Source organism: Phytobacter sp. (genome assembly GCF_059074235.1).
On the sequence record NZ_JCACPZ010000004.1, the window covers coordinates 736,835 to 757,803 of the forward strand.

A 20,969-nucleotide genomic window follows, 5' to 3' on the forward strand; every position below is an offset into this window, starting at 1 on the left:
TATGACATCAGGCGGACAAGCTCAAATTGGTAACGTTGACCTCGTTAAACAACTTAACAGCGCGGCTGTTTACCGCCTGATTGACCAGCTTGGCCCTATTTCGCGCATTCAGATTGCCGAACAGAGCCAACTGGCCCCAGCCAGCGTGACGAAAATCACGCGACAACTTATTGAGCGCGGCCTGATCAAAGAAGTGGATCAGCAGGCTTCAACCGGTGGTCGCCGCGCCATCTCCATCGTCACCGAAACCCGCAATTTTCAGGCCATTGGCGTACGTCTTGGTCGCAGCGACACCACGCTCACACTTTATGATTTGAGCAGTAAAGTGCTTGCAGAAGAGCATTACCCGCTGCCCGAGCGCACCCAGGAAACCCTGGAGCACGCGTTACTCAACACCATCAGTTCCTTTATTGAATCCTGCCAGCGGAAAATTCGCGAACTGATTGCAATTTCGGTCATTCTGCCGGGCCTTGTCGACCCTGAAAGCGGTGTGATTCGCTACATGCCACATATTCAGGTAGAGAACTGGGGACTGGTAGACGCACTGGAAAAACGTTTCAAATTAACCTGTTTCGTCGGTCACGATATTCGTAGTCTGGCCCTTGCTGAGCACTACTTTGGGGCAAGTCAGGACTGTGAAGACTCCATTCTGGTGCGTGTGCATCGCGGAACCGGTGCCGGGATTATCTCGAATGGCCGCATCTTTATCGGCCGTAACGGTAACGTCGGCGAGATTGGTCACATCCAGGTTGAGCCGCTCGGCGAACGTTGTCATTGCGGCAATTTTGGCTGTCTGGAAACCATTGCGGCGAACGCTGCCATTGAGCAGCGCGTGCGACACCTATTGCAACAGGGCCATCAAAGCCGTTTAACGCCTGATGATTGTTCCATTAAGACCATCTGTAAAGCAGCCAATAAAGGTGATGCGTTGGCCTGCGAAGTCATTGAACATGTCGGACGCCATCTTGGTAAAACCATTGCCATCGCGATTAACCTCTTTAACCCTCAAAAAGTGGTGATTGCCGGTGAGATCGTCGAAGCCGAAAAAGTCTTGCTACCGGCCATAGAGGGCTGCATCAATACGCAGTCGCTCAAGGCATTTCGCAAGAATCTTCCGGTGGTGCGATCTACGCTTGATCATCGCTCCGCCATTGGCGCTTTCGCCCTGGTCAAACGCGCCATGCTAAATGGCCTGCTGTTGCAACGTTTGCTGGAAAGCTAAGCGCTCTCAAACGTAGCCAACACATAGGCAACTTGAAGTATGGCGGGTATAGTTACTGCTTCTTTTTTCGAACCGGGTAGTCCATGACCATTCAGAACGTAATCTGTGATATTGACGGCGTGCTGATGCACGATAACGTCGCTGTGCCAGGCGCTGCAGAATTCCTTACGCGTCTCCTGGAAAAAGGGATGCCGCTGGTTGTCCTGACCAACTACCCGTCCCAGACGGGCCAGGATCTCGCCAACCGCTTTGCTTCCGCTGGCATTGATGTGCCTTCCACTGTTTTCTATACCTCTGCGATGGCAACAGCCGATTTCCTTAAACGTCAGGAGGGCAAGAAAGCGTACGTTGTGGGAGAAGGTGCACTGATCCACGAATTGTACAAAGCAGGTTTCACCATTACCGATATCAATCCCGACTTCGTTATTGTTGGTGAAACACGCTCCTACAACTGGGAAATGATGCATAAAGCAGCATTCTTTGTCGCTAACGGTGCCCGCTTCATCGCGACCAACCCGGACACGCACGGGCGCGGTTATTATCCTGGGTGTGGAGCCTTGTGCGCAGGCATTGAAAAAATTTCCGGTCGTCAGCCATTTTATGTTGGTAAACCGAGCCCGTGGATCATCCGTGCGGCACTGAATAAGATGCAGGCACATTCCGAGCAAACCGTCATTGTAGGTGACAATTTACGTACCGATATTCTGGCAGGCTTCCAGGCCGGTCTGGAAACCATCCTGGTTCTCTCAGGCGTCTCAACGCTTGATGATATTGACAGCATGCCTTTTCGCCCGTCGTGGATTTATCCGTCGGTGGCTGAAATCGACGTTATCTAATACAAACCACGTCTCAGGACGTGGTTTTTCATTTCAAGCTACAGCAAAACAACCTCAATTCAATAAAAGACGCCTTAAATTGATAATCCGTCAATAACAGCGCTCATTTCATGTTCTTTTTTCAGCTTTCCATAATCACCATTGCGCTTTTTATTTTTCTGATGGCAAAAGGCTTGCGAACACCTCTTCTTTACGGCATTTTCTTAAACAAGCGATAAGACAACGCGATGACGCGACGTCTGCACACCACAACACTGCAATGCATGAAGGTAACGGAGAAGTCTATGTGTTCTATTTTTGGCGTACTGGATATTAAAACCGACGCGGTTGAATTGCGTAAGAAAGCGCTGGAATTATCCCGCCTGATGCGCCACCGCGGCCCGGACTGGTCTGGGGTTTATGCAACTGATAAAGCCATTCTCGCTCACGAGCGTTTGTCGATTGTCGACGTCAACGCCGGCGCCCAGCCTCTCTACAACGAACAAAAAACACATGCACTGGCCGTTAACGGTGAAATTTACAACCATCAGGCACTGCGCGCGGAGTATGGCGATCGTTACGCTTTCCAGACCGGTTCTGACTGCGAAGTCATCCTGGCGCTTTATCAGGAAAAAGGGCCGGAATTCCTGGATGACCTCCAGGGCATGTTTGCTTTCGTTCTGTACGATACGGAAAAAGATGCCTACCTGATTGGCCGTGACCATATCGGTATTATTCCGCTTTACATGGGTTATGACGAACACGGCAACATGTATGTTGCCTCTGAGATGAAAGCGCTGGTTCCGGTTTGCCGCACGATTAAAGAGTTCCCGGCAGGCAGCTACCTGTGGAGCAAAGACGGTGAAATTCGCTCTTACTACCAGCGTGACTGGTTCGATTACGACGCGGTTAAAGACAACGTCACTGACAAAAACGAACTGCGTCAGGCGCTGGAAGATTCCGTAAAAAGCCACCTGATGTCTGATGTGCCTTATGGCGTACTGCTTTCCGGCGGTCTGGACTCTTCCGTGATCTCCGCCATCACCAAGAAATTTGCAGCACGTCGTGTTGAAGACGAAGAGCGTTCTGAAGCCTGGTGGCCGCAGTTGCACTCCTTCGCTGTCGGCCTGAAAGGCGCACCAGATCTGAAAGCCGCGCAGGAAGTGGCAAACCATCTGGGTACGGTTCACCACGAAATTCATTTTACCGTTCAGGAAGGTCTGGACGCGATCCGCGACGTGATTTATCACATCGAAACCTATGATGTGACCACAATTCGTGCCTCCACACCGATGTATTTGATGTCCCGTAAGATCAAAGCCATGGGCATTAAGATGGTTCTGTCCGGTGAAGGTTCTGATGAAGTCTTTGGCGGCTATCTCTACTTCCATAAAGCGCCAAACGCAAAAGAGCTGCACGAAGAGACCGTTCGCAAATTGCAGGCGCTGCATATGTTCGACTGTGCGCGTGCAAACAAAGCCATGTCAGCGTGGGGTGTGGAAGCCCGAGTGCCGTTCCTGGACAAGAAATTCCTTGATGTCGCTATGCGCATCAACCCGCAGGATAAAATGTGCGGCAACGGAAAAATGGAAAAACACGTGCTGCGTGAGTGTTTCGAGTCCTACCTGCCAGCAAGTGTGGCATGGCGTCAGAAAGAGCAGTTCTCTGACGGTGTTGGCTACAGCTGGATCGACACGCTGAAAGAAGTAGCGGCTCAGCAAGTCAGCGACCAGCAACTGGCAACAGCAAGCTACCGTTTCCCGTACAACACACCGGGTTCGAAAGAAGCCTATCTGTACCGTGAAGTATTTGAAGAGCTGTTCCCACTGCAAAGCGCCGCCGAATGTGTCCCTGGTGGCCCATCCGTGGCCTGCTCGTCAGCAAAAGCCATTGAATGGGATGAATCGTTCAAATCCATGAACGATCCATCAGGTCGCGCAGTCGGCGTTCACCAGTCTGCTTATAAATAACCTCTTGTTATCGTTACAGGCCCTTCGGGGCCTGTTTTCGTTTCAATGCCCGATTTAGGGCACAAAAGCGATAAATAACCAATAATTGCCGAATTATGCGCCAGGCTGTTCGCAACCTAACCAAACAGTCACATTACGGCAATTTTCGATGAAAAAGGTATTGACGCTGCCAGGCCCAATACGCATAATGCGCCCCGCAACGCCGATAAGGTAACGCGAAAAAAAGATGGCTACGTAGCTCAGTTGGTTAGAGCACATCACTCATAATGATGGGGTCACAGGTTCGAATCCCGTCGTAGCCACCATCTTTTTTGCGGGAGTGGCGAAATTGGTAGACGCACCAGATTTAGGTTCTGGCGCCGCAAGGTGTGCGAGTTCAAGTCTCGCCTCCCGCACCATTCACCAGTACGCGTTGCACGGATGGGGTATCGCCAAGCGGTAAGGCACCGGTTTTTGATACCGGCATTCCCTGGTTCGAATCCAGGTACCCCAGCCATATTTCTTCGAGTAAGCGGTTCTCCGCGGTTTTTGGGGTATCGCCAAGCGGTAAGGCACCGGTTTTTGATACCGGCATTCCCTGGTTCGAATCCAGGTACCCCAGCCATCGAAGAAAGCAGTCTGGCTACGTAGCTCAGTTGGTTAGAGCACATCACTCATAATGATGGGGTCACAGGTTCGAATCCCGTCGTAGCCACCATTAAAGATTTAACGTATCGCTGTTTTCAGCGGTGCATGAAGAAAAGAATTATTGGGGTATCGCCAAGCGGTAAGGCAGCGGATTCTGATTCCGCCATCCGAGGTTCGAATCCTTGTACCCCAGCCAATTTCAAAAAGTCGTTTGCTTTCGGGTAAACGCACAGTAGTTGAAGTTTTATGATTAATGCGTAAAATTTCACGCTATTGGGGTATCGCCAAGCGGTAAGGCAGCGGATTCTGATTCCGCCATCCGAGGTTCGAATCCTTGTACCCCAGCCACTTAAAAAGTAAAAAGCTCGCTTCGGCGGGCTTTTTACTTTTCTGCATTCTGAAAATAAAACTGAAGCCTCCCACAAAGTAAGAGGCCTCAGTTGTTACAGACCTAACGCATATTTTAAAGCCTGCCGTTTCAGCACACCCGCACGTTCTGCCGCCATCAAACCGAGATTTCGCAAAATACGCACCGGCCCAAGTGTGTTACTGAATCCGGCGTAGAACACATCCATGCCGCTTTGCATGACGAAATTATCTGCCATTCGGCGCGACTGGTAGCGTTTAAGCACCTGGTGGCTGGCCCAGGCTTCACCGTGGCTGCGCGCCCGCGTTAACACATCCAGCAAACAGTCCACATCGCGGTATCCCAGGTTAACACCCTGCCCCGCCAGAGGATGTATGGTATGGGCAGCATCGCCCACCAGTGCCAGCCCCTGACGGGCATATTGCAAAGCGTGGCGGCGCGCCAGTGGGAAGGCCCCGGCAGCAACAGGCGTGACGCGTCCTAAACGCGCGGGGAAATGACGCTCAATTTCTGTCTGAAGCTGTGGCATGGTCAGAGATTGTAACTGGCGAATCCGGGCAGGCGTGTCGTACCACACCAGCGATGCCCACTTATCAAACAGCGGCAGGAAGGCATGCGGTCCATTCGGCGTAAAGTGTTGCCAGGTGCTGTCGCCCGGATCCTGTTCACATTCAACGGTGATAAGCATGCAGGATTGCTGATACTGCCAGGCATGAATGCCAATACCCGCGGATTGTCTGACCCGAGAGTTAGCCCCATCGGCGCCAATCACCAGTTTTGCGGATAACATGTCACCGTTATCAAAAGTCAGTTCGTGGCTGTCGTGATGAAAATCGATAGTACTGAGCACGGCCGGAGTACGAAGAGTCACCTGCGGATGCGCATCGAGCGCCTCCCACAAGGCACGCTGCAGTACATTGTTTTCCACCATATAGCCGAGCAAAGGGAGCTTTAATTCACGTGCATCAAAGACGACGTGAGCGTTTTCCCACTCCCAGGTCTCCAGCCGCCGGTAAGGATGACATCGCATCGCCTGGATACTCTCCCAAACGCCCAGCCCTCTCAACAAGGCTACCGACGACGCACTAATGGCAGAAATACGCACATCAGGTTGCGCATCCGCTCTGAAGACGGGCGGCGCATTATGCTCAATCACCGTAACAGCATAACCGTGTTGTGCCAGACCCAGCGCCAGCGCCCCGCCGACCATTCCGCCGCCGACAACAGCGACCTCAGTGGATTGATTAATCATGGCTCATTGTCCTTTAACGAGAATCCCTTAAGTTTACCGGATTTTTGCCAGCTTGAGGCTGACAAGCGTCATACTGGTCAGCACGCAACCAAAGCATTACACTATTCCCCCTCCATTTATGGCGTTATACCCATCACACTTCGCATCACCGATGCGTTGGCTGCAAATTACAAGAATCGGGGTATACCAACTTTAAGCGTGAGCAAGTCGATGACAAAAAAACTCCACATTAAAACCTGGGGCTGTCAGATGAACGAATACGATTCATCAAAGATGGCCGATCTGCTGGATGCCACTCACGGGTATCAACTGACCGATGTAGCAGAAGAAGCGGATGTGCTGCTGCTTAATACCTGCTCTATACGCGAGAAGGCTCAGGAAAAAGTTTTCCATCAGTTAGGCCGCTGGAAATTACTCAAAGAGAAAAATCCCGACCTGATCATTGGTGTTGGCGGCTGCGTAGCGTCCCAGGAAGGGAAGCTTATTCGCCAGCGCGCCCACTACGTTGACATTATTTTTGGCCCGCAAACGCTGCATCGTCTGCCGGAGATGATCAACTCAGTGCGCGGCAATCGCAGCCCGGTGGTTGACGTCAGTTTCCCGGAAATCGAAAAATTTGACCGTCTGCCTGAACCGCGTGCCGATGGCCCCACTGCATTTGTGTCCATCATGGAAGGCTGCAATAAATACTGCACCTACTGCGTAGTGCCCTACACCCGCGGTGAAGAGGTCAGTCGCCCAAGCGATGATATTCTGTTCGAAATCGCTCAGCTTGCTGCGCAGGGCGTTCGTGAAGTCAACCTGCTGGGCCAGAACGTTAACGCCTGGCGCGGTGAGAATTACGATGGCAGTACCGGTTCATTTGCTGAGCTTCTGCGCCTCGTAGCGGCCATCGACGGTATTGACCGCATCCGCTATACCACCAGCCATCCGATTGAATTTACTGACGACATCATTGATGTCTATCGGGATACGCCGGAACTGGTGAACTTCCTGCACTTGCCGGTACAGAGCGGCTCTGACCGCGTACTCAACCTGATGGGGCGCACGCACACCACGCTGGAATACAAGTCCACGATTCGTAAGCTGCGCGCCGCCTGCCCGGAAATTCAAATCAGTTCTGACTTCATCGTCGGTTTCCCTGGCGAAACGGTGCAGGATTTTGAGCAGACTATGAAGCTGATTGCTGAGATTAATTTTGATGTGAGCTACAGCTTTGTCTTCTCAGCGCGTCCGGGGACACCTGCTGCGGATATGGTTGACGATGTGCCGGAAGAGGATAAAAAACAGCGCCTCTATATTTTGCAGGAGCGCATCACTCAGCAGGCTACCGCCTGGAGCCGCCGGATGTTGGGCACCACACAGCGTATCCTGGTGGAAGGGACCTCCCGCAAGAGTTTGATGGAACTGACCGGACGCACTGAGAATAACCGCGTGGTGAACTTCGAAGGCACTCCGGACATGGTTGGCAAATTTGTGGATGTCGAAATTACAGAAGTGCTGACCAACTCCCTGCGCGGCACCGTGGTGCGAACCGAAGCAGAAATGGGGCTGCGCGTTGTGCACTCCCCGGCGTCTGTCATTGCCCGCACCCGTAAAGAAAATGAGGCTGGCGTCAGTTTTTATCAGCCGTAATCCTCTCGGCCTGCCCCAGCGGCAGGCCTTGATTTTCCTCTTAAATCCCCCCATATATCTTCCAGTGCTTGCGCCTTTATTCCGTGGCGTGAATAATTCTCTGAAAGGCTTATGGCCACATAGCAGATAAGTGCAGCCCAACCGGCATTCCATAGATAAGAGGAACAGTTTGAATATAGATACGCGTGACATCACCCTTGAGCCAGCGGACAACGCTCGCCTGCTGAGCCTGTGTGGACCGTTTGATGACAACATCAAACAACTGGAGCGGCGACTGGGCATCGAAATTAACCGTCGCGATAACCATTTCAAACTCACCGGACGTCCGATTTGCGTCAATGCAGCAGCCGATATTCTGCTGAATTTGTATGTTGATACCGCACCGATGCGCGGACAAACGCAGGACATTGAACCGGAAAAAATCCATCTGGCTATTAAAGAAGCCCGTGTGCTCGAGCAGAGCGCAGAAAGCGTGCCGGAGTACGGCAAAGCCATCCATATCAAAACCAAGCGCGGTGTGATTAAACCGCGTACACCGAATCAGGCGCAGTACATCGCCAACATTCTCGATCACGACATCACCTTTGGCGTCGGCCCTGCCGGTACCGGTAAAACCTATCTGGCGGTTGCAGCTGCGGTTGATGCGCTGGAGCGTCAGGACATTCGTCGTATTCTGCTGACCCGTCCGGCGGTAGAAGCGGGTGAAAAGCTGGGCTTCCTGCCTGGCGATTTGAGCCAGAAAGTCGACCCTTATCTGCGCCCATTGTATGACGCGCTGTTTGAGATGCTGGGCTTTGAAAAAGTCGAGAAGCTGATTGAGCGCAACGTGATTGAAGTTGCGCCATTGGCCTACATGCGTGGTCGTACGCTCAATGATGCCTTCATTATTCTTGATGAAAGCCAGAACACCACCATCGAACAGATGAAGATGTTCCTGACCCGTATTGGCTTCAACTCCAGAGCGGTGATCACCGGTGATGTAACGCAAATTGACCTGCCTCGCCACATGAAATCTGGCCTGCGCCATGCGATTGAAGTGCTGTCGAACGTCGACGAAATCAGTTTTAACTTTTTCCACAGTGAAGACGTCGTCCGTCATCCTGTTGTCGCACGCATCGTGGATGCTTACGAAGCGTGGGAAGAAGCCGATCAAAAACGCAAGGCGGAACAAGCCGTCGAGCGTAAACGCGAAGCCCAGGAGCATGAGCAAAAATGAGTCAGGTGATCCTCGATTTACAGCTGGCCTGTGAAGATAACAGCGGTCTGCCACAAGAAGCCCAGTTTCAGGGCTGGCTGGACGCGGTTATCCCACAGTTCCAGGAAGAAGCAGAAGTCACCATCCGTCTGGTGGATGAGGCCGAAAGCCATGAGTTAAACCTGACCTATCGCGGAAAAGATAAATCGACCAATGTGCTCTCTTTCCCGTTCGAAGCGCCTCCGGGCATTGAACTGCCGCTGCTGGGAGATTTAATTATTTGCCGTCAGGTGGTAGAGCAGGAAGCCATAGAACAGGGCAAACCGCTGGAGGCACACTGGGCGCACATGGTTATCCACGGCAGTTTACACCTGCTCGGATATGACCATATCGAAGATGACGAAGCGGAAGAGATGGAAGGCCTCGAAACAGAGATAATGCTTGCTCTGGGCTATGAGGATCCGTACATTGCCGAAAAGGAATAACCCCCTGCGCCAGTGACCTGGCGCGCGGGAGTAGTATGCCGTCAGCGCTGAGTTTACGCGTGACGGCTATTTTTTAACTCACATGAGAACCCAAACGACGCCATGAGCGACGACAACTCACACAGTAGTGACAACCTTGCTAACAAAAAGGGCTTTTTCTCCCTTTTACTGAGCCAACTCTTCCACGGTGAACCCAAAAACCGGGATGATTTACTCGCACTGATCCGTGATTCCGGGCAAAACGAGCTTATCGATCAGGATACGCGTGAAATGCTCGAAGGGGTGATGGACATCGCAGACCAGCGCGTCCGCGACATCATGATTCCCCGCTCGCAAATGATCACCCTGAAACGCAACCAGACCCTTGATGAATGTCTCGATGTCATTATCGAATCTGCGCACTCGCGTTTCCCGGTCATTAGCGAAGACAAGGATCACATCGAAGGGATCCTGATGGCTAAAGATCTGCTGCCGTTTATGCGTAGCGATGCCGAAGCTTTCAGCATGGAAAAAGTCTTGCGTCAGGCTGTTGTCGTCCCGGAAAGCAAACGGGTTGACCGTATGCTCAAAGAGTTCCGTTCACAACGCTACCATATGGCGATTGTAATCGATGAATTTGGCGGCGTGTCCGGGCTGGTCACTATTGAAGATATTCTCGAACTCATCGTCGGCGAAATCGAAGACGAATACGACGAAGAAGAGGATATCGATTTCCGTCAACTCAGCCGTCATACCTGGACTGTGCGTGCCCTTGCGCCGATTGAAGATTTCAATGAAACCTTCGGCACACACTTCAGTGATGACGAAGTCGACACCATCGGTGGGCTGGTGATGCAGGCCTTTGGTCACTTACCTGCACGTGGCGAATCTATTGATATCGATGGTTACCAATTTAAGGTCGCCATGGCCGACAGTCGACGTATCATTCAGGTTCATGTCAAAATACCGGACGATTCCCCCGAACCGAAACTGGACGAATAACCTAAATGGCATTTGCCCCCTTGTTTGAACGCCAGCGCGTACGTCTGCTGCTGGCGCTGCTATTCGGAGCCAGCGGAACGCTGGCTTTTTCTCCTTATGACATCTGGCCTGCCGCGCTCATCTCGTTGATGGGTTTGCAAGCGCTCACCCTTAACCGCCGCCCCGTTCAGGCTGCCGCAATTGGCTATTTCTGGGGGATGGGCCTGTTTGGTTCTGGTGTACATTGGGTGTATGTGAGCATCGCGCAGTTTGGCGGAATGCCTGGCCCGGTCAACGTCTTCCTGGTCGTACTACTGGCGGCCTACCTGTCGCTCTATACTGGCCTGTTTGCCGGTGTACTGTCTCGATTATGGCCGAAAACCAACTGGCTACGCCTGGCTGTTGCCGCCCCGGTTATCTGGCAACTCAGCGAGTTTTTGCGCGGCTGGGTCCTGACAGGCTTCCCGTGGCTTCAGTTCGGTTACAGCCAGATTGATGGCCCCCTGAAAGGGCTGGCTCCCGTATTGGGCGTCGAAGCAATTACCTTCCTGCTGATGGCAGTGAGCGGTTTGCTGGTTCTGGCAGCGACAAGACGTTCATGGCGCCCATTCATTATTGCACTGGTACTCTTTGCTCTTCCCTTCCCCCTGCGTTATATCCAGTGGTATCAACTGCTGCCGGAAAGAGCCACTCAGGTTTCTCTGGTGCAAGGCAACATCCCGCAGTCGGTTAAGTGGGATGAAGGGCAACTGCTGGAGACGCTTAAGGTCTATCTCAACGCCAGCGAGTCGGTGATGGGCAAATCACAGTTGATCATCTGGCCGGAATCAGCAATTTCGGATTTGGAAATCAACCAGCAGCGTTATCTGGGGATGATTGACGGGTTGATGCAGTCGAACAACAGTTCACTCATCACCGGGATCGTCGATGCGCGTCTTAACCAGCAGAACCGCTACGACACCTACAACACCATCATTACTTTGGGCAAAGACAACCCATACAGCTACAACTCCACCGACCGTTACAACAAGAACCATCTGGTGCCATTTGGTGAGTTTGTGCCGCTGGAAAGCATCCTGCGACCATTGGCTCCGTTCTTTGACCTGCCGATGTCGTCGTTCAGTCGTGGACCGTATGTTCAACCGCAGCTAGTAGCGCATGGTTTAAAACTGACCCCGGCTATCTGCTACGAGATTATCCTCGGTGAACAAGTGCGGGATAACTTCCGTCCGGACACTGATTTCCTGCTGACTATCTCTAACGATGCCTGGTTTGGTAAATCCATCGGCCCGTGGCAGCACTTCCAGATGGCACGTATGCGTTCGCTGGAACTTGCTCGTCCATTACTGCGTAGCACCAATAACGGCATCACAGCAGTGATTGGTCCGGAAGGTGAAATTCAGGCGATGATTCCACAATTCACCCGTGAAGTGCTGACGACCAAAGTGACACCGACGTCTGGGCTGACCCCTTATGCACAAATGGGCAACTGGCCGCTATGGGTCTTGACCAGTCTGTTTGGCTTTGGTGCCCTTATCATGAGTCTGAGACAGCGTCGCAAATAATTCACACCTTCGACCCTCTCAGCTTCTGAGAGGGTTTCTTGTTGTAAATTTCCCCTAAAGCCATTTCTGGCATATCAATTGCTTAATAAATTCAGGTGCCTGTGATCTTTATGGATGCATAACCTGGTCGCACCATAACGGATCGCATGCAGCACCATAATGGTGCATTGAAAGATTTTTGCCTTTAAACGGTGCGGTGCAGTTCGCAAAAACAAACAATAGCGCAGCAAAATCTTTACATTAAGCCAAACTAAATGCTAACAAAAGCACACAACACTGCACGCAATAGCAGCAGGATATAACAAACACAACACTCACAATGGGTATCAATGCGTCTCTGGCGCGACGATAAAGGAGTTGGATATGCAATTACGTAAACTGGCCACCGCCATGCTGGTGATGGGAATGTCTGCCGGTCTGGCACATGCCGCTGATGAAGCTAAACCTGCCGATGCGGCAGCAGCGCAACAAGCTACGCTGGAAAAAATTGCCAAAAACGGCGTGATCGTGGTCGGACACCGTGAATCTTCCGTACCGTTCTCCTATTACAACAATGAACAAAAAGTCGTGGGTTACTCCCAGGATTACTCCAACGCCATTGTTGAAGCTGTGAAGAAAAAGCTCAACAAACCCGATCTTGAAGTCAAACTGATTCCAATCACCTCTCAGAACCGTATTCCACTGCTGCAAAACGGCACCTTTGACTTTGAATGTGGTTCCACCACTAACAACCTCGAACGTCAAAAACAAGCCGCGTTCTCTGACACCATCTTTGTTGTTGGCACGCGACTGCTGACCAAAAAAGGTGGCGAAATTAAAGATTTCCCAGACCTTAAAGGCAAAGCGGTGGTCGTGACCTCCGGTACCACCTCTGAGATCCTGCTGCACAAACTGAACGATGAACAGAAAATGGACATGCGTATCATCAGTGCGAAAGACCATGGTGACTCTTTCCGTACACTGGAAAGCGGCCGTGCCGTTGCGTTTATGATGGATGATGCCCTGCTGGCCGGCGAACGTGCAAAAGCGAAGAAAGCGGATAACTGGGACATCGTGGGCAAACCGCAGTCTCAGGAAGCCTACGGCTGTATGCTGCGTAAAGACGATCCGGAATTCAAAAAGCTGATGGATGACACCATCGCACAAGCACAGACTTCCGGTGAAGCAGCAAAATGGTTTGATAAGTGGTTCAAAAACCCAATCCCACCGAAAAACCTGAACCTGAATTTCGCACTCTCTGACGAGATGAAAGCCCTGTTCAAAGAACCGAATGACAAAGCTCTGAACTAATTAAAACCATTAGGGGCGGGTTTATCCTGCCCTCTCGATTGTCGAAGTAGCGCGGACAGACTATACGTTGAATGGTCGTTCCCCATTCAGCGCGAACACTAGCTCTTCATACAATCTTCGAGGGTAGCGCTGCTACCCTTTTTTTTCCGGAGTAGATTTATGTCCATAGACTGGAACTGGGGAATATTCCTGCAACAAGCCCCGTTCGGCAACACTACCTATCTGGGTTGGCTATGGAGCGGTTTTCAGGTCACGATCGCCTTGTCGATTACCGCCTGGATCATCGCTTTCCTGGTTGGCTCGCTGTTTGGCATCCTGCGCACCGTTCCCAATCGTTTCCTGTCAGGTATCGGTACCTGCTACGTGGAACTGTTCCGTAACGTTCCGCTGATTGTGCAATTCTTCACCTGGTATCTGGTGGTACCCGAACTGCTGCCTGAAGATCTCGGCATGTGGTTTAAATCCGAGTTAGATCCGAACATTCAGTTCTTCTTATCGTCGATGATTTGTCTTGGCCTGTTTACGGCTGCGCGCGTGTGCGAACAGGTTCGTGCGGCCATTCAATCGCTGCCGCGCGGTCAGAAAAACGCCGCACTGGCGATGGGTTTAACGCTGCCACAAGCCTACCGCTATGTGCTGCTACCTAACGCCTATCGCGTGATTGTGCCGCCGATGACCTCCGAGATGATGAACCTGGTAAAAAACTCGGCCATCGCCTCCACCATCGGTCTGGTTGATATGGCCGCGCAGGCCGGTAAGCTGCTGGATTACTCAGCACATGCCTGGGAATCTTTCACCGCGATCACTGTCGCCTATGTGTTGATTAACGCCTTCATCATGATCGTGATGAACCTGGTCGAACGTAAGATTCGCCTGCCAGGCAATATGGGAGGCAAATAATGTACGAGTTTGACTGGAGTTCGATTGTCCCTTCACTGCCTTATTTAATGGCAGGTCTGGTCATCACCCTAAAAATTACCGTTACTGCCGTGATCTTTGGCATCGTATGGGGAACATTACTGGCGGTGATGCGCCTGTCCAGCTTTGCGCCCATTGCATGGTTTGCAAAAGCTTACGTCAACATTTTCCGTTCTATCCCGCTGGTGATGGTGCTGCTTTGGTTCTATCTGATTGTGCCCGGGTTACTGCAAAACGTACTTGGCCTGTCGCCGAAATCTGATATCCGTCTGATTTCCGCCATGGTCGCGTTCTCCATGTTCGAAGCGGCCTATTATTCTGAAATTATTCGTGCTGGTATCCAGAGTATCTCCCGTGGGCAATCCAGCGCAGCGCTGGCGCTGGGGATGACGCACTGGCAATCCATGAAACTGATTATTTTGCCACAGGCATTCCGTGCCATGGTCCCGCTGCTGCTTACTCAGGGGATTGTTCTGTTCCAGGATACCTCACTGGTGTACGTGTTAAGCCTTGCGGACTTCTTCCGTACCGCCTCCACCATTGGCGAGCGTGACGGTACCCAGGTCGAAATGATCCTGTTTGCCGGCGCCGTTTATTTTGCGATTAGCCTCAGTGCCTCGTTGTTGGTCAGCTATTTGAAAAGAAGGACTGTTTAATGATTACCCTGAAAAATGTTTCTAAATGGTATGGTCACTTTCAGGTGCTGACCGACTGCTCGACCGAAGTGAAAAAAGGTGAAGTAGTGGTGGTCTGCGGGCCGTCCGGCTCGGGCAAATCTACGCTTATCAAAACGGTCAATGGCCTGGAGCCGGTGCAGAAAGGCGATATCGAAGTGAATGGTACATCGGTGAACGATAAAAAAACCGATCTGGCCAAATTGCGTTCCCGCGTCGGGATGGTATTCCAACATTTTGAGCTTTTCCCTCACCTGTCTATCATTGAAAATCTGACGCTGGCGCAGGTCAAAGTACTTAAGCGCGACAAGGCCGCGGCCCGTGAAAAAGGGTTGAAATTGCTGGATCGTGTTGGGCTATCAGCACATGCCAATAAATTCCCGGCGCAGCTCTCCGGCGGCCAGCAACAGCGCGTCGCCATTGCCCGTGCGCTTTGCATGGACCCGGTTGCGATGCTGTTCGATGAACCCACCTCAGCGCTCGATCCTGAGATGATCAACGAGGTTCTCGACGTCATGGTTGAACTGGCGAACGAAGGCATGACCATGATGGTAGTGACCCACGAAATGGGCTTTGCCCGTAAAGTCGCACACAGGGTTATTTTTATGGATGAAGGGAAAATTGTTGAAGACTCGCCCAAAGAAGAGTTCTTTGCTAACCCGAAATCCGATCGTGCCAAAGACTTCCTCGCTAAAATCCTGCATTAATTTTTCCGACGCGCATTCGCCTGAGTGCGCGTCTCATCACGCTTTAACTCTTCACTTCTCGTCTCAATTGCATCAACGTTTTTACCCTTGTCACACAATCTATGCTAACAAGGAGTTGCTATGGTCCAGTCCATTCTTCTTGATTGTGATCCGGGTCATGTGGAACGTTGGGGTGGTGTGGAAACCCAGGGCAAATATACTCAGGGGATGACGGTCGTCGATTACTATTTCCTGGCCGGCAATGCGCCCAATACCACTGTGATGGTCGACGTGGATCGTCAAGGGTTTGCGGATTTGCTGGCGGAACGTTTGACATTCTATAGTACAGCCTGATGCCCTCTCCCACGGGGAGAGGGAGCAAACACTAAAAACGACAACTGACGTTGTCGTTTTGCTTTTACCTAGGGCTCAAACGGCCTGCGCTGAAACTGGTCGTGCCCACATTTCGGGCAAAGCGGCAACACATCAGGTGTGTAGATAGCCAGATGGAAATGGCATTTCTCGCAGACCAGATTGCCCAACCCCACCACTTCACCACTGTGGTAAACGCCGTGATGATTCAAATCCTGGAACACTTCGCGCCACTCAAGCTGAGTTTTATCGGTGATATCCGCCAGCTCCTGCCAGAGGCTTTCTTTAATGACACGCATAAATACGCTGTCTGTCACTTCGTCCTGGCTTTCTTCGTAGCTGCGGGCAAACTCTTCCAGGTCACGGCGCACCGCTCGCGTCAGCTCGTCAATTTCGGTGCGTGTTAATTCCCCGGTCTGACTGACCCTGAGCCTTGCCTGCTCCACCAGCGCGTCGATATCCCTTTCACCATTACGTAGCCGTTCCGTTAATGTCGCAACCAGTTCGCGGTAAAATTGAGCAACCTTGTTCATCGTTTCATCTCCCGGGTCGTTAACCTGTTCTAATAATAGACGTTATTTTTTGCTCACTTTGTCAATTACCCCACAGAGTGCGTAAATTCAGGTCTGCGCTTTTCTCAGGCTTAATGTGCGAAAGGCTGTTTTGACGTTGGCGTTTGGGCTATGCTATGCGGATCTGAAAAACCACGTAATAACGCTACATTTGTAGCCGTATCGAAAACAGGACCACTGGCTGCCATGCAAGAGCAATATCGCCCGGAAGAGATAGAATCCAAAGTACAGCTTCACTGGGAAGAGAAGCGCACCTTCGAAGTAACTGAAGACGAGAGCAAAGAGAAGTATTACTGCCTGTCGATGCTTCCCTATCCTTCTGGTCGACTACACATGGGGCACGTGCGTAACTACACCATCGGTGATGTGATCTCTCGCTACCAGCGCATGTTGGGCAAAAACGTCCTTCAGCCGATTGGTTGGGATGCATTTGGCCTGCCTGCTGAAGGTGCAGCGGTTAAAAACAACACCGCTCCGGCTCCGTGGACCTACGACAACATCGCATACATGAAAAACCAGCTCAAAATGCTGGGCTTCGGTTATGACTGGAGCCGCGAGCTGGCAACCTGTACGCCTGAATACTACCGTTGGGAGCAGAAGTTCTTCACCGAGCTGTACAAAAAAGGCCTGGTGTACAAGAAGACCTCCGCGGTCAACTGGTGCCCTAACGACCAGACTGTACTGGCGAACGAACAGGTTATCGACGGCTGCTGCTGGCGTTGTGACACCAAAGTTGAGCGTAAAGAGATCCCGCAGTGGTTTATTAAAATCACCGCCTACGCTGAAGAGTTGTTGAATGACCTCGATCATATGGATCAGTGGCCTGACACGGTGAAAACCATGCAGCGTAACTGGATTGGCCGTTCTGAAGGCGTAGAAATCACCTTCAACGTCAATGGCTATGACAAAACGCTGACCGTTTACACCACTCGCCCGGATACCTTCATGGGCGCGACCTACCTGGCCGTTGCTGCTGGTCACCCGCTGGCACAAAAAGCTGCGGCAAACAACGCTGAACTGGCTGCCTTCATCGACGAATGCCGCAACACCAAAGTGGCTGAAGCCGATATGGCGACCATGGAGAAAAAAGGCGTTGATACCGGCTTTAAAGCGGTTCACCCATTAACCGGTGAAGAGATTCCTGTCTGGGCAGCTAACTTCGTCCTGATGGAGTACGGCACCGGTGCGGTCATGGCCGTTCCAGGCCACGATCAGCGCGACTACGAATTTGCCAGCAAATATAGCCTGCCGATTAAAGGCGTTATCCTGGCAGCCGACGGTTCTGAACCTGACCTCTCTGCCCAGGCATTGACCGAAAAAGGCACTCTGTTTAACTCCGGCGAGTTCAGCGGCCTGACCTTCGAAGAAGGTTTTAACGCCATTGCTGACAAACTGGCGGCACAAGGTGTAGGTGAGCGTAAAGTTAACTATCGTCTGCGTGACTGGGGGGTTTCCCGTCAGCGCTACTGGGGTGCGCCGATCCCGATGGTGACGCTGGAAGACGGTACTGTAGTGCCAACGCCAGAAGATCAACTGCCGGTTATCCTGCCGGAAGATGTGGTCATGGACGGTATCACCAGCCCAATAAAAGCCGATCCGGAGTGGGCAAAAACCACCGTCAACGGTCAGCCTGCGCTGCGTGAAACGGATACCTTCGACACCTTTATGGAGTCGTCCTGGTACTACGCACGCTACACCTGCCCGCAGCACAAAGAAGGCATGCTGGATTCAAAAGCGGCCAACTACTGGCTACCGGTAGATATCTATATCGGTGGTATTGAACACGCCATCATGCACCTGCTCTACTTCCGCTTCTTCCACAAACTGATGCGTGATGCAGGTCTGGTTAACTCTGATGAACCGGCTAAACAGCTGCTGTGCCAGGGCATGGTACTGGCAGATGCCTTCTATTACGTTGGCGAAAGCGGCGAGCGTAACTGGGTTTCTCCGAAAGATGCCATCGTTGAGCGCGACGAAAAAGGTCGCATCATTAAAGCGAAAGACGAAGCAGGCCATGAACTGGTGTATACCGGCATGAGCAAAATGTCCAAGTCGAAAAACAACGGTATCGACCCGCAGGAAATGGTTGAACGTTACGGCGCGGATACCGTTCGTCTGTTTATGATGTTCGCTTCCCCGGCAGACATGACGCTGGAATGGCAGGAATCAGGCGTTGAAGGGGCGAACCGCTTCCTGAAACGTGTCTGGAAGCTGGTTTACGAACTCAGCTCTCAGGGTTCAGCGGCGCAACTGGATGTGGCTGCACTGAATGAAGATCAGAAAGCCCTGCGCCGCGATGTTCACAAAACTATCGCCAAAGTGACCGATGATATTGGTCGCCGTCAGACCTTTAATACCGCGATTGCTGCGATTATGGAACTGATGAACAAGCTGGCGAAAGCTCCGCAGGACAGCGAGCAAGACCGCGCACTGCTGCAGGAAGCGCTGCTGGCAGTGGTTCGTATGCTCAACCCGTTCACCCCGCACGTCTGCTTTACTCTGTGGCAGGAACTGAAAGGTGAAGGCGACATCGACAACGCGCCATGGCCTGTTGCTGATGATGCCGCGATGGTAGAAGACACGACGCTGGTCGTTGTTCAGGTGAATGGCAAAGTGCGTGGTAAAATTACTGTTGCGGTTGATGCAACCGAAGACCAGGTTCGCGAACGCGCGGGCCAGGAACCTCTGGTCGCAAAATATCTTGATGGCGTTACCCTGCGTAAAGTTATATACGTACCGGGCAAACTGCTTAATCTGGTCGTTGGCTAAGCGCAGGAGGAAGCGTGCGACATCTTGCAACATGGTTGTTATCTCTGGCGGTGTTACTCACCGCCGGTTGTGGTTGGCACTTGCGTGATACCACGCAGGTACCGGCTGAGATGAAAACAATGATCTTTGACTCAGGGGATCCAAATGGTCCACTTAGCCGCGCGGTGCGAAATCAGTTACGTCTGAACGGTGTCGAGCTGGTCGAAAAAGGATCTCTGCGTCAGGATGTACCGTCACTTCGTCTGGGTACAGTGACCTTTGCTCGTGATACAGCGTCTGTATTCCAGAACGGCCGTACTGCGGAATATCAACTGGTACTGACAGTGAGCGCCAGTGTGTTGATCCCAGGTCATGATATTTACCCGATGACCACTAAAGTGTACCGTTCGTTCTTTGATAACCCGCAAACGGCGCTGGCAAAAGATGCAGAACAGGAAATTATCGTGCAGGAAATGTACGATAAGGCAGCGGAACAGCTAATTCGCAAATTGCCAAGCATCCATGCTGCTGATACTGAAAAAGCAACAACGTCACCGCGTGTTGCAAAGACACCGGGTAGCTGATGCTTAAGCTGTATCCGGAACAACTCGGCGCGCAGCTCAAAGAAGGGCTGCGCGCCGCGTATTTACTCCTCGGTAACGACCCTCTTTTACTTCAGGAAAGTCAGGATGTGGTGCGCAAGGCGGCATCTGCACAAGGCTTTACCGAACACCATACTTACGTAATCGATAACAGCACCGACTGGGATGCAATTTATTCAATCTGTCAGGCGCTCAGCCTGTTTGCCAGTCGCCAGACGCTCACGCTCCAGTTACCTGAAAATGGGCCTAATGCGGCGATTAAATGAACGGCTGGCGCTGCTGGTGAGTTTGCTGCATGACGATCTCATGTTGATTGTGCGTGGGAACAAACTCACCAAAGCGCAAGAGAATGCCGTCTGGTATACCGCTCTGGCGAATCGCAGTGTTTGTGTCAGTTGCCAGACGCCGGAGCAGGCAAACCTGCCCCGCTGGGTCGCCGCACGGGCGAAGCAAAACAATCTGCAACTGGACGATGCCGCCAATCAGCTGCTTTGCTACTGTTATGAAGGCAATTTACTGGCAGCCGCCCAGGCGCTGGAAAGACTGGCACTGCTCTTTCCTGATGGAAAATTGACGCTGCCACGCGTTGAGCAGGCTGTTAACGATGCAGCACACTTTACCCCCTTCCACTGGGTAGATGCCTTGCTTGCTGGAAAGAGTAAACGCGCACTTCACGTACTGCGTCAGCTCAGGCTTGAGGCCTGTGAACCGGTCATTTTGCTGCGTACCATACAGCGGGAGCTGTTGCTGCTGGTCAACATTAAACGCCAGTCAGTCAGCACGCCATTGCGTACGCTGTTTGATAGACACCGTATCTGGCAAAACCGCCGAGGAATCACGGGCGATGCCCTCCAGCGTTTGAGCCACGATCAGTTACGCCAGGCGGTACATTTGCTGGGGCGAATTGAGTTGATTGTGAAACAGGATTTTGGTCAGTCGGTCTGGGCAGAGCTGGAAAGCCTTTCTCTGCTACTCTGTCATAAGGCGCTGGCTGACGTTTTTATTGATGGTTGA

16 protein-coding genes, 7 tRNA genes and 2 pseudogenes are annotated in these 20,969 nt (G+C 52.0%); 23 read left to right on the plus strand and 2 right to left on the minus strand.

Annotated features, from left to right (window positions below; all coding sequences use genetic code 11):
* Position 1: 1 nt before the first annotated feature.
* The 10 genes from nagC to AC5JPW_RS07560 all read left to right on the plus strand — a co-directional run bounded on the left by nagC (position 2) and on the right by AC5JPW_RS07560 (position 4,982).
* Positions 2-1,222, plus strand: a complete 1,221-nt coding sequence (gene nagC, locus AC5JPW_RS07515) for a DNA-binding transcriptional regulator NagC (RefSeq protein WP_494239283.1) — start codon at positions 2-4, stop codon at positions 1,220-1,222.
* 83 nt (positions 1,223-1,305) lie between these two features.
* Complete coding sequence (locus AC5JPW_RS07520; RefSeq protein WP_494239284.1) at positions 1,306-2,058, plus strand: HAD-IIA family hydrolase; 753 nt, start codon at positions 1,306-1,308, stop codon at positions 2,056-2,058.
* 284 nt (positions 2,059-2,342) lie between these two features.
* Complete coding sequence (gene asnB, locus AC5JPW_RS07525; RefSeq protein WP_494239286.1) at positions 2,343-4,007, plus strand: asparagine synthase B; 1,665 nt, start codon at positions 2,343-2,345, stop codon at positions 4,005-4,007.
* Between the two features lie 228 nt (positions 4,008-4,235).
* Positions 4,236-4,312: transfer RNA gene (locus AC5JPW_RS07530), tRNA-Met, on the plus strand.
* 8 nt (positions 4,313-4,320) lie between these two features.
* Positions 4,321-4,405, plus strand: a tRNA-Leu gene (locus AC5JPW_RS07535).
* A gap of 23 nt (positions 4,406-4,428) precedes the next feature.
* Positions 4,429-4,503: transfer RNA gene (locus AC5JPW_RS07540), tRNA-Gln, on the plus strand.
* Between the two features lie 33 nt (positions 4,504-4,536).
* Positions 4,537-4,611, plus strand: a tRNA-Gln gene (locus AC5JPW_RS07545).
* A gap of 16 nt (positions 4,612-4,627) precedes the next feature.
* A tRNA-Met gene (locus AC5JPW_RS07550) sits at positions 4,628-4,704 on the plus strand.
* A 52-nt stretch (positions 4,705-4,756) separates the two neighbouring features.
* Positions 4,757-4,830 (plus strand) — tRNA-Gln (locus AC5JPW_RS07555).
* A 78-nt stretch (positions 4,831-4,908) separates the two neighbouring features.
* A tRNA-Gln gene (locus AC5JPW_RS07560) sits at positions 4,909-4,982 on the plus strand.
* 95 nt (positions 4,983-5,077) lie between these two features.
* Here the strand turns inward: AC5JPW_RS07560 and ubiF are convergent.
* On the minus strand, positions 5,078-6,253 hold the full coding sequence (gene ubiF, locus AC5JPW_RS07565; protein ID WP_494239288.1) for a 3-demethoxyubiquinol 3-hydroxylase: 1,176 nt from the start codon (positions 6,251-6,253) through the stop codon (positions 5,078-5,080).
* A gap of 210 nt (positions 6,254-6,463) precedes the next feature.
* Here ubiF and miaB point away from each other — a divergent pair, with 210 nt between their 5' ends.
* From miaB to rihA, 10 genes and pseudogenes are all read left to right on the plus strand, one after another.
* On the plus strand, positions 6,464-7,888 hold the full coding sequence (miaB, locus tag AC5JPW_RS07570) for a tRNA (N6-isopentenyl adenosine(37)-C2)-methylthiotransferase MiaB (protein ID WP_494239289.1): 1,425 nt from the start codon (positions 6,464-6,466) through the stop codon (positions 7,886-7,888).
* Positions 7,889-8,057: 169 nt separating this feature from the next.
* Positions 8,058-9,104 carry a PhoH family protein gene (locus AC5JPW_RS07575; protein ID WP_494239291.1) on the plus strand — a complete coding sequence of 349 codons (1,047 nt, stop codon included), beginning with the start codon at positions 8,058-8,060 and terminating at the stop codon, positions 9,102-9,104.
* Positions 9,101-9,568 carry an rRNA maturation RNase YbeY gene (gene ybeY, locus AC5JPW_RS07580; protein ID WP_494239292.1) on the plus strand — a complete coding sequence of 156 codons (468 nt, stop codon included), beginning with the start codon at positions 9,101-9,103 and terminating at the stop codon, positions 9,566-9,568. Before AC5JPW_RS07575 ends, ybeY begins: the two co-directional genes overlap by 4 nt.
* Positions 9,569-9,670: 102 nt before the next feature.
* Entirely contained in the window at positions 9,671-10,549 is an 879-nt protein-coding gene (gene corC / locus AC5JPW_RS07585) for a CNNM family magnesium/cobalt transport protein CorC (RefSeq protein ID WP_494239293.1), read from the plus strand.
* A 5-nt stretch (positions 10,550-10,554) separates the two neighbouring features.
* Entirely contained in the window at positions 10,555-12,093 is a 1,539-nt protein-coding gene (gene lnt, locus AC5JPW_RS07590; protein ID WP_494239295.1) for an apolipoprotein N-acyltransferase, read from the plus strand.
* 363 nt (positions 12,094-12,456) lie between these two features.
* Positions 12,457-13,383 (plus strand): amino acid ABC transporter substrate-binding protein, encoded by a 927-nt coding sequence (locus AC5JPW_RS07595; RefSeq protein WP_494239297.1) that lies wholly within the window; start codon positions 12,457-12,459, stop codon positions 13,381-13,383.
* 159 nt (positions 13,384-13,542) lie between these two features.
* Positions 13,543-14,283 (plus strand): glutamate/aspartate ABC transporter permease GltJ, encoded by a 741-nt coding sequence (gene gltJ / locus AC5JPW_RS07600; protein WP_494239298.1) that lies wholly within the window; start codon positions 13,543-13,545, stop codon positions 14,281-14,283.
* Complete coding sequence (gene gltK / locus AC5JPW_RS07605) at positions 14,283-14,957, plus strand: glutamate/aspartate ABC transporter permease GltK (protein WP_494239300.1); 675 nt, start codon at positions 14,283-14,285, stop codon at positions 14,955-14,957. Before gltJ ends, gltK begins: the two co-directional genes overlap by 1 nt.
* Complete coding sequence (locus AC5JPW_RS07610; RefSeq protein WP_494239302.1) at positions 14,957-15,682, plus strand: amino acid ABC transporter ATP-binding protein; 726 nt, start codon at positions 14,957-14,959, stop codon at positions 15,680-15,682. The genes gltK and AC5JPW_RS07610 overlap by 1 nt, the downstream gene beginning before the upstream one ends.
* Positions 15,683-15,841: 159 nt before the next feature.
* Positions 15,842-16,015 (plus strand): annotated as a pseudogene (gene rihA, locus AC5JPW_RS07615) (pyrimidine-specific ribonucleoside hydrolase RihA); the annotation flags it as partial.
* Positions 16,016-16,083: 68 nt separating this feature from the next.
* Here the strand turns inward: rihA and AC5JPW_RS07620 are convergent.
* A complete protein-coding gene (locus tag AC5JPW_RS07620) occupies positions 16,084-16,566 on the minus strand; it encodes a zinc ribbon-containing protein (RefSeq protein ID WP_494239304.1) in 483 nt (160 codons plus the stop codon).
* Between the two features lie 225 nt (positions 16,567-16,791).
* Between AC5JPW_RS07620 and leuS the strand changes: the two genes are divergently transcribed.
* From leuS to holA, 3 genes and pseudogenes are all read left to right on the plus strand, one after another.
* Positions 16,792-19,374, plus strand: coding sequence for a leucine--tRNA ligase (leuS, locus tag AC5JPW_RS07625; protein WP_494239306.1), 2,583 nt, complete (start codon positions 16,792-16,794; stop codon positions 19,372-19,374).
* A gap of 14 nt (positions 19,375-19,388) precedes the next feature.
* Positions 19,389-19,937 (plus strand): LPS assembly lipoprotein LptE, encoded by a 549-nt coding sequence (gene lptE, locus AC5JPW_RS07630; protein WP_494239308.1) that lies wholly within the window; start codon positions 19,389-19,391, stop codon positions 19,935-19,937.
* A pseudogene (gene holA, locus AC5JPW_RS07635) lies at positions 19,937-20,969 on the plus strand (DNA polymerase III subunit delta). Before lptE ends, holA begins: the two are co-directional and overlap by 1 nt.

Bases quoted from the DNA above. Each gene is read 5' to 3' on its own strand.
- nagC (WP_494239283.1), top strand. From the start codon at position 2: ATGACATCAGGCGGACAAGCTCAAATTGGTAACGTTGACCTCGTTAAA.
- AC5JPW_RS07520 (WP_494239284.1), top strand. From the start codon at position 1,306: ATGACCATTCAGAACGTAATCTGTGATATTGACGGCGTGCTGATGCAC.
- asnB (WP_494239286.1), top strand. From the start codon at position 2,343: ATGTGTTCTATTTTTGGCGTACTGGATATTAAAACCGACGCGGTTGAA.
- ubiF (WP_494239288.1), bottom strand. From the start codon at position 6,253: ATGATTAATCAATCCACTGAGGTCGCTGTTGTCGGCGGCGGAATGGTC.
- miaB (WP_494239289.1), top strand. From the start codon at position 6,464: ATGACAAAAAAACTCCACATTAAAACCTGGGGCTGTCAGATGAACGAA.
- ybeY (WP_494239292.1), top strand. From the start codon at position 9,101: ATGAGTCAGGTGATCCTCGATTTACAGCTGGCCTGTGAAGATAACAGC.
- corC (WP_494239293.1), top strand. From the start codon at position 9,671: ATGAGCGACGACAACTCACACAGTAGTGACAACCTTGCTAACAAAAAG.
- lnt (WP_494239295.1), top strand. From the start codon at position 10,555: ATGGCATTTGCCCCCTTGTTTGAACGCCAGCGCGTACGTCTGCTGCTG.
- AC5JPW_RS07595 (WP_494239297.1), top strand. From the start codon at position 12,457: ATGCAATTACGTAAACTGGCCACCGCCATGCTGGTGATGGGAATGTCT.
- gltJ (WP_494239298.1), top strand. From the start codon at position 13,543: ATGTCCATAGACTGGAACTGGGGAATATTCCTGCAACAAGCCCCGTTC.
- gltK (WP_494239300.1), top strand. From the start codon at position 14,283: ATGTACGAGTTTGACTGGAGTTCGATTGTCCCTTCACTGCCTTATTTA.
- AC5JPW_RS07610 (WP_494239302.1), top strand. From the start codon at position 14,957: ATGATTACCCTGAAAAATGTTTCTAAATGGTATGGTCACTTTCAGGTG.
- AC5JPW_RS07620 (WP_494239304.1), bottom strand. From the start codon at position 16,566: ATGAACAAGGTTGCTCAATTTTACCGCGAACTGGTTGCGACATTAACG.
- leuS (WP_494239306.1), top strand. From the start codon at position 16,792: ATGCAAGAGCAATATCGCCCGGAAGAGATAGAATCCAAAGTACAGCTT.